Here is a 4250-nt window from a genome sequence, read left to right as displayed (position 1 = left end):
CTTCGCGAACACGGTGGGCGGGTACTGCAACAGCGTCTGCCCGCCGTACGTGAAGGAGTTCTGCACCTCGGAGGCGTCCTGCGCGACGAACTGGAACGCCGCGCCCGCCACGAACACCGCACAGAAGATCCCGGCGCCGCTCGCCAGCGCCAGCGGGACCATCAGCACCTTCAGCCAAGTCCAGGAGATGTCCAGCGCGGCGACGGCGTACCCGAGGACCAGCACGCCCTGGGTGATCCGGCCGAGGCGGCGCAGCCCGAAGCGGTCCGCGGCGACCTGCGCCAGCACCGGCACCGGGCGCACCAGCAGCGTGTCCAGCGTGCCGTCGCGCACCCGCCGCCCCAGCCGGTCCATCGAGCCGAGCGCGAGGTCGGCGAAACCGAAGGCGGTCGCGGACAGCCCGTACAGGAACGCCACCTGCGGCAGGCTGTAGCCGCCGAGCGTGTCGATCCGCGAGAACATCAGCATGATCGCGACGAAGTCCAGCGCGGTGCCGGCGAAGTTGCCGAACGTGGTCATCGCGAAGGAGGCGCGGTAGGCCATGGTGGAGCGGACCCACATGGCGGTGATCAGACGGTAGGCGCGCAGGCCCTCGCGCACCCGGCCGTACGTCCTTTCGTCCCCGTACGCCTCCGCACCCTCCCGGCCGTACGAGCGGCCGAGGTCCCCTTCAGCCACCCTGGGCCACCACCCGTCGGGTCGCCGCCGACTGCACCAGCCGCCCCGCGCCCAGCAGCACCACCGCCCACGCGCCCTGGAAGGCGTACGTGGACAGGGGATCCGCCGTGCCGAGCAGCACGTCCAAGGGGGCCTGGAGCAGCGCCGACCAGGGCAGCACGCGGACGATCTCGCCGAGCGCACCGGGGAAGACGTTCAGCGGCAGCAGCATGCCCGAGCAGAACACCGCCAGCAGCCAGGACAGCTGGGCCACCCCCGCCCCGTCCAGCAGCCAGAACGCGCACAGCGCCACGACGAACCGGATCGCGAAGCTCACCACCACCCCGAACCCCACCGCGACCAGGAAGGCCAGCCAGGTCAGCGGGCTCGTGGGCAGCGCGAGCGGGAACAGCAGCGCGCCCACCACCAGCGGCACCACACCCCGGCCCAGCAGATGGAACAGCGCGCGCCCCATGTCCGCGGACAGCCACCACAGCTGCAGGTCTGCGGGCCGGTACAGGTCGATCGCGATGTCACCGGTGCGGATGCGTTCGATCAGCTCGTCCTCGAAGCCGCCGCCCATCACCGAGACCGTCATCAGCAGCGCCTGTCCCGTCCACACGTACGTCAGCGCCTGGCCCTCGTCGTAACCCCCCAGGTGCGGCCGTTCGTGCCACAGGGCCAGATAGGTGTATGCCAAGATCAATCCGAAGACTGTGTTGGTGAACACCCCCGCCGCGGTCGCGGTCCGGTAGGTCGCGTACCTCCGGAAACCACCGGCGGCTACAGCGGCGTACAACCGCCCTGCCCCCACGGGAGTCCTCCCTTCGACGCGTTCCGGGCGAAGCGCAGGAGCCTAGCGCGCGGACGAAGTGGCGTACCACACGTTTTCCCGCGCGGAACGTCCCTCGTGCTGGGAACTGGAACGCAAGGTGCGACAGTCTTCATCAGGGGATGCAGATGGCGTACGAGGACGTACGGGAACGTACGACGCGAAACGGGAGTCCGGCACCACGATGAGCGACGAGCCACAGCCGCAGAAGAGCAGCCAGGTCGTGGCGTCCGAAGAACCGCGGACGGCGCCTGTCGCCGCGATCCCCGGCGACGGTCCGAAGCGGCCGAAGCGCACCGGATGGCGCCGGCTGGTCCCCACCTGGAAGACGGTGCTCGGCACCCTCGTGGCGGGCCTGCTGCTCCTGGTCGGACTGTTCGCCCTCGGCTACTACACGGTCAAGATCCCGGCGGCGAACGCGGCGGCCACCAAGCAGAGCAACGTCTACCTGTACGCGGACGGCAGCGAGCTGGCCCGCGACGGCACCGTCAACCGTGAGAACGTCGAGCTCGCGCAGATCTCCAAGGCCGCCCAGCACGCCGCGCTCGCCGCCGAGGACCGCGACTTCTACACCGAGTCCGCCGTCGACCCCAAGGCCATGGTCCGCGCGGCCTGGAACACGGCCACCGGCAAGGGCAGGCAGTCCGGCTCGACGATCACCCAGCAGTACGTGAAGAACTACTACCTCGAGCAGCAGCAGACCGTCACCCGCAAGGTGAAGGAGTTCTTCATCGCGATCAAGCTGGACCGCGAGAAGAGCAAGGACGACATCCTCGAGGGCTACCTCAACACCAGCTACTTCGGCCGCAACGCCTACGGCATCCAGGCCGCCGCCCAGGCCTACTACGGCGTGGACGCCAAGGACCTCGGCGTCGGCCAGGCCGCCTACATCGCCGCCCTGCTCAACGCGCCCAGCGAGTACGACGTCATCGCGCACCCCGAGAACAAGGGCGCGGCCCTGGCCCGCTGGAACTACGTCCTCGACGGCATGGTCAAGAAGGGCTGGCTGAGCGCCGCCGAGCGCCAGAAGGTGACCTTCCCCACGCCCCGCCAGCAGGTCCACGCCTCCGGCATGTCCGGGCAGCGCGGCTACCTGGTCGAAGCGATCAAGGACTACCTCACCAGCAACAAGATCATCGACGAGGACACCCTGGCCCGCGGCGGCTACCGCATCACCACCACGCTGGAGAAGTCCAAGCAGGACGCCTTCGTCAAGGCCGTCAACGACCAGGTGATGAGCAAGCTCGACAAGAAGAACAACAAGGTCGACCGGTACGTCCGCGCCGGCGGCGCCGCCATCGACCCGGCCACCGGCAAGGTCCTCGCGATGTACGGCGGCATCGACTACACCAAGCAGTACGTCAACAACGCGACCCGCCGCGACTACCAGGTCGGCTCCACGTTCAAGCCGTTCGTGTTCACCTCGGCGGTGCAGAACGGCTCCCGCACCCAGGACGGCGTCACCATCACACCGAACACGGTGTACGACGGCACCGACAAGCGGCCCGTGCAGGGCTGGTCCGGCGGGGCCTACGCGCCCGAGAACGAGGACAACGTCTCCTACGGCCCGATCACCGTCCGCAAGGCCACGGACAAGTCCGTGAACGCCGTGTACGCGCAGATGGCGGTGGACGTCGGCCCGTCCAAGGTCAAGCAGACCGCGATCGACCTGGGCGTGCCCGCGAACACGCCCGACCTGCAGCCGTACCCGTCGATCGCGCTCGGTACGGCCACCGCGAGCGTCCTCGACATGACGCAGGCGTACGCGACGCTCGCCAACCACGGCAGGCACGGCGCGTACACGCTGGTCGAGAAGGTCAGCAACGGCACGCAGAACATCGAACTGCCGCAGCAGTCCACGAAGCAGGCGGTCAGCCGGGAGGCGGCGGACACCACCACGTCGGTCCTGCAGAGCGTGGTCGACAACGGCACCGCGACCGCCGCACAGGACGCCGGCCGGCCCGCCGCCGGCAAGACCGGCACCGCGGAGGAGGACCAGGCGGCCTGGTTCGCGGGCTACACCCCGCAGCTGGCCACCGTGGTCGCGGTGATGGGCCAGGACCCGGACACCGGCAAGCACGAGTCCCTCTACGGCGCGATGGGCCTGCCCCGTATCAACGGCGGCGGCGCGCCCGCGCAGATCTGGGCGCAGTTCACCAAGGACGCGCTGCAGGGGCAGCCGGTGAAGGACTTCGACCTGCAGCTCCAGGCGGGCGCGGACCAGACGCTGGAGCCTCCGAGCACCGGGCCCACGGACCAGCAGCCGGGCACCACCGGCGACCAGTCGGACGGCGGCACGACGGGCGGCCAGTCCGCCACCCCGGGCCAGGACCAGGGCCAGACCCAGGGGCAGACGACGGGCGGCACCCCGGGCACGGGCGGTGCGACGACGGGCGGCACCCCCGGTACGGGCGGTACGACGACCGGCGGCGGCACGACGGGGACGGGCGGCACCACGGGCGACGGCGGCACGACGGGGACCGGAGGCACCACCGGCGACGGCGGCACGACCGGCACCGGAGGCGCGACGGGCACGGGCGGCACGAGCGGCACCGGGGGGACCACCGGGGACGGCGGCACGACGGGGAACGGCGGGACGACCAGCGGGGCGCTGAGCGCGCAGGGCCGGAGGTCGTAGCGGCAGGGGCCTCGCCGTGTGCGAACGGCCCGACCGGATCGCAACGGCCCGCACCGGATCACACCGGTACGGGCCGTTCGCACGCGCGGGAGGCGGGACCGTCAGACGCCCAGATCCTTGATG

The 4250-nt window shown here is 70.7% G+C and carries 3 protein-coding genes; 1 reads left to right on the top strand and 2 read right to left on the bottom strand.

Going from position 1 to position 4250, the window contains the following annotated elements; genetic code table 11:
• Positions 1 to 600: ABC transporter permease (locus C3488_RS39285; RefSeq protein ID WP_258053925.1), on the bottom strand; the 600-nt coding region annotated here is incomplete at its 3' end.
• Between the two features lie 70 nt (positions 601 to 670).
• Positions 671 to 1471, bottom strand: a complete 801-nt coding sequence (locus C3488_RS39280) for an ABC-2 family transporter protein (RefSeq protein WP_103845592.1) — start codon at positions 1469 to 1471, stop codon at positions 671 to 673.
• Between the two features lie 202 nt (positions 1472 to 1673).
• On the opposite strand from C3488_RS39280, the gene C3488_RS39275 reads away from it, so the two are divergent.
• Positions 1674 to 4127, top strand: coding sequence for a transglycosylase domain-containing protein (locus tag C3488_RS39275; protein WP_103845591.1), 2454 nt, complete (start codon positions 1674 to 1676; stop codon positions 4125 to 4127).
• Positions 4128 to 4250 lie beyond the last annotated feature (123 nt).

Source organism: Streptomyces sp. Ru72, assembly GCF_002920635.1.
Lineage (GTDB): Bacteria > Actinomycetota > Actinomycetes > Streptomycetales > Streptomycetaceae > Streptomyces.
The sequence above is the reverse complement of the archived record's forward strand: the minus strand, read 5'-3'. Positions and strand labels throughout refer to the sequence as shown.

Coding starts and splice junctions, on each gene's coding strand:
- C3488_RS39275 (WP_103845591.1), top strand. CDS start 1,674: ATGAGCGACGAGCCACAGCCGCAGAAGAGCAGCCAGGTCGTGGCGTCC.